Annotated in this window: 3 protein-coding genes and 1 pseudogene; 3 read left to right on the top strand and 1 reads right to left on the bottom strand. The window is 55.7% G+C overall.

Annotated features, from left to right (window positions below):
* Window positions 1-59: 59 nt before the first annotated feature.
* The gene (tetR(D), locus tag RYZ59_RS24425) at window positions 60-668 is read right to left on the bottom strand and encodes a tetracycline resistance transcriptional repressor TetR(D) (RefSeq protein ID WP_023352616.1); all 609 of its coding nucleotides are present in this window, start codon (window positions 666-668) and stop codon (window positions 60-62) included.
* A 95-nt stretch (window positions 669-763) separates the two neighbouring features.
* Between tetR(D) and tet(D) the strand changes: the two genes are divergently transcribed.
* The 3 genes and pseudogenes from tet(D) to RYZ59_RS24410 form a co-directional block, all read left to right on the top strand.
* Complete coding sequence (tet(D), locus tag RYZ59_RS24420; protein WP_001039466.1) at window positions 764-1,948, top strand: tetracycline efflux MFS transporter Tet(D); 1,185 nt, start codon at window positions 764-766, stop codon at window positions 1,946-1,948.
* Between the two features lie 94 nt (window positions 1,949-2,042).
* Window positions 2,043-3,152 (top strand): S-(hydroxymethyl)glutathione dehydrogenase/class III alcohol dehydrogenase, encoded by a 1,110-nt coding sequence (locus RYZ59_RS24415; protein WP_000842134.1) that lies wholly within the window; start codon window positions 2,043-2,045, stop codon window positions 3,150-3,152.
* 21 nt (window positions 3,153-3,173) lie between these two features.
* Window positions 3,174-3,596, top strand: a pseudogene (locus RYZ59_RS24410) (alpha/beta hydrolase-fold protein); the annotation flags it as partial.
* Window positions 3,597-3,665: the final 69 nt, after the last annotated feature.

Here is a 3,665-nt window from a genome sequence, read left to right as displayed (position 1 = left end):
TGAATGGGTTCATGTGCAGCTCCATCAGCAAAAGGGGATGATAAGTTTATCACCACCGACTATTTGCAACAGTGCCCAAACCCCCGGATCAGGCTCTCCAGGCCATGCAGAAAGGCCTGCTCACCATCATCACTGTCCATAATCTGCAGCGCTTCCCGCAATAGCGGCGGCAGGTTTTCGTCCGGTGCTGCAGGGCGGTCGGTCAGGGCGGCAGTATGCTCCTGCTGCTCCAGTACGGCACCAAGGGTAAAATGACTGACCGCTGAAATCGCATATAACCCGTCGCGCAGTGAAAAGCCGTTTTCTGTCATAAAGCGTAACTGGGTTTCCACCGTATCATACTGTTTTTCATCAGGGCGGGTGCCGAGGTGCACTTTTGCCCCGTCACGGTAACGCAGCAGCGCCCGGCGGAAACTCATTGCATTATTGCGCAGAAATGACTGCCAGGATTCCCCCGCCGCAGGCAGTGAATAATCATGATGACGCGCCAGGATCTCCACCGCCAGCGCATCCAGTAACGCCCGTTTATTTTTCACATGCCAGTAAAGTGTCGGCTGTTCTATTCCCAGCTTCTGCGCCAGCTTGCGGGTCGTCAGCCCGTCAATCCCTGTCTCATTCAGCAGTTCCAGTGCCGCATCAATAACCGATTCTCTGTTCAGCCGTGCCATGACCGTCTCCTCCGATTTTCAGATTGACACTCTATCATTGATAGGGATATATTCCAACTCTATCAATGATAGGGAATTAACACAGGATCTGAAAAATGAATAAACCCGCTGTCATCGCGCTGGTGATTACACTGCTGGACGCGATGGGAATTGGTCTGATCATGCCGGTATTACCGTCACTGCTGCGGGAATATCTCCCGGAAGCGGATGTGGCAAACCATTACGGCATTCTGCTGGCGCTGTATGCGGTGATGCAGGTCTGTTTTGCTCCGCTGCTGGGCAGATGGTCAGATAAGCTGGGGCGCAGACCGGTGCTGCTGTTATCCCTGGCGGGTGCCGCGTTTGATTACACACTGCTGGCACTGTCCAATGTGCTGTGGATGTTGTATCTCGGGCGGATTATCTCCGGGATCACTGGTGCCACCGGCGCGGTTGCGGCTTCGGTAGTGGCGGACAGCACGGCGGTCAGCGAGCGTACCGCCTGGTTCGGCCGTCTCGGTGCGGCCTTTGGTGCCGGGCTGATTGCCGGGCCGGCTATCGGCGGACTGGCGGGGGATATCTCACCGCATCTGCCGTTTGTCATTGCGGCAATACTGAATGCCTGCACCTTTCTGATGGTCTTTTTTATCTTTAAACCGGCGGTACAGACAGAAGAAAAACCGGCGGAGCAGAAACAAGAAAGCGCAGGTATCAGCTTTATCACACTGCTTAAACCTCTGGCGCTGTTGCTGTTTGTCTTTTTTACCGCGCAGCTTATCGGGCAGATCCCGGCCACTGTCTGGGTATTGTTTACGGAGAGCCGCTTTGCCTGGGACAGCGCGGCGGTCGGTTTTTCACTGGCGGGACTCGGGGCGATGCATGCACTGTTTCAGGCGGTGGTTGCCGGGGCGCTGGCAAAACGGCTGAGTGAGAAAACCATTATTTTCGCCGGATTTATTGCCGATGCCACCGCGTTTTTACTGATGTCTGCTATCACTTCCGGATGGATGGTGTATCCGGTCCTGATCCTGCTGGCAGGCGGCGGAATTGCACTGCCTGCATTGCAGGGCATTATCTCTGCCGGGGCATCGGCGGCAAATCAGGGAAAACTACAGGGTGTGCTGGTCAGCCTGACCAATCTGACCGGCGTGGCGGGCCCGCTGCTGTTTGCTTTTATTTTCAGTCAGACACAGCAGAGTGCGGACGGTACGGTGTGGCTGATTGGCACGGCACTGTACGGTCTGCTGCTGGCAATCTGTCTGCTGATCAGAAAACCGGCACCGGTGGCGGCCACCTGCTGACCGGCGCTATACAGGCAGCGCTGTTGTGCGGTATGGTGGACGGCATTCGTGCTTATCGCCTGCCATGATAAGCCTCAGACACAGAGGAACCGTTATGAAATCACGCGCAGCAGTCGCCTTCGGGCCGGGTTTACCCCTTGAAATTGTTGAAATTGATGTGGCACCGCCGAAGAAAGGTGAAGTGCTGGTGAAAATCAGTCACACCGGGGTATGCCATACCGATGCCTACACGCTTTCCGGTGATGATCCGGAAGGTCTGTTCCCGGTGGTGCTCGGCCATGAAGGTGCCGGGGTGGTGGTTGAGGTCGGTGAGGGCGTGACCAGTGTGAAACCGGGCGACCATGTGATCCCGCTGTACACCGCCGAGTGCGGCGAGTGTGATTTCTGTACCTCCGGTAAAACCAACCTCTGTGTTGCCGTCCGCGAAACCCAGGGCAAAGGCGTGATGCCGGACGGCACCAGCCGTTTTTCGTATAACGGTCAGCCGCTCTATCACTATATGGGCTGCTCGACATTCAGCGAATATACCGTTGTGGCGGAAGTATCACTGGCGAAAATCAATCCGCAGGCCAATGCGGAGCAGGTTTGCCTGCTCGGCTGCGGCGTGACCACCGGGATCGGCGCGGTACACAATACCGCGAAGGTACAGGAAGGGGATTCTGTGGCGGTATTCGGCCTCGGCGGTATCGGGCTGGCCGTGGTGCAGGGCGCACGTCAGGCAAAAGCGGGGCGCATCTTTGCCATCGATACCAATCCATCCAAGTTTGAGCTGGCAAAACAGTTCGGCGCCACAGACTGCATTAATCCCAATGATTATGACAAACCTGTTCAGCAGGTGCTGGTCGAAATGACCAAATGGGGTGTGGATCATACCTTTGAATGTATCGGCAATGTCAATGTGATGCGGTCGGCGCTGGAAAGTGCGCACCGTGGCTGGGGGCAGTCGGTAATTATCGGGGTGGCGGGTGCCGGAAAAGAGATTTCAACCCGTCCGTTCCAGCTGGTGACCGGCCGGGTCTGGAAAGGCACGGCGTTCGGCGGCGTGAAAGGGCGTACCCAGTTGCCGGGAATGGTGGAAGATGCCATGAGCGGCAAAATCGAGCTGGCGCCGTTTGTCACGCACACCATGGAACTGGATAAAATCAATGAAGCTTTTGATTTGATGCACGACGGCAAATCCATCCGCACAGTCATTCATTACTGATAACGTATTCAGGGAGATACTATGGAACGGATTGAACATCACGTCTGTTTCGGCGGCAGCCAGGAAGTCTGGCGTCACCACTCTGCGGTGACCGGCACGCCGATGACTTTTTCCGTGTTTCTGCCGCCGCAGGCAAAAACAGAGAAATGTCCTGTGCTGTACTGGCTTTCCGGGCTGACCTGCAACGAGCAGAATTTTATCACCAAAGCCGGGGCACAGCGTTACGCAGCGGAACACGGCCTGGTGATTGTCGCGCCGGATACCAGTCCGCGCGGCAGTCAGGTGGCGGATGATAAAGAGTACGATCTCGGCCAGGGTGCCGGGTTTTATGTCAATGCCACACAGGAGCCGTGGAAAGCGCATTATCAGATGTATGATTATATTCTGAATGAGCTGCACACCCTGGTAAGCGGGCATTTCGGCACATCGGAAAAACGGGCACTGTTGCAAAGTTAGCGATGAGGCAGCCTTTTGTCTTATTCAAAGGCCTTACATTTCAAAAACTCTGCTTAC

Origin of the sequence: Citrobacter sp. HN-141, from assembly GCF_033341895.1 — a bacterium.
Taxonomy (GTDB): domain Bacteria; phylum Pseudomonadota; class Gammaproteobacteria; order Enterobacterales; family Enterobacteriaceae; genus Citrobacter.
The sequence above is the reverse complement of the archived record's forward strand: the minus strand, read 5'-3'. Positions and strand labels throughout refer to the sequence as shown.

Bases quoted from the DNA above. Each gene is read 5' to 3' on its own strand.
- RYZ59_RS24415 (WP_000842134.1), top strand. From the start codon at position 2,043: ATGAAATCACGCGCAGCAGTCGCCTTCGGGCCGGGTTTACCCCTTGAA.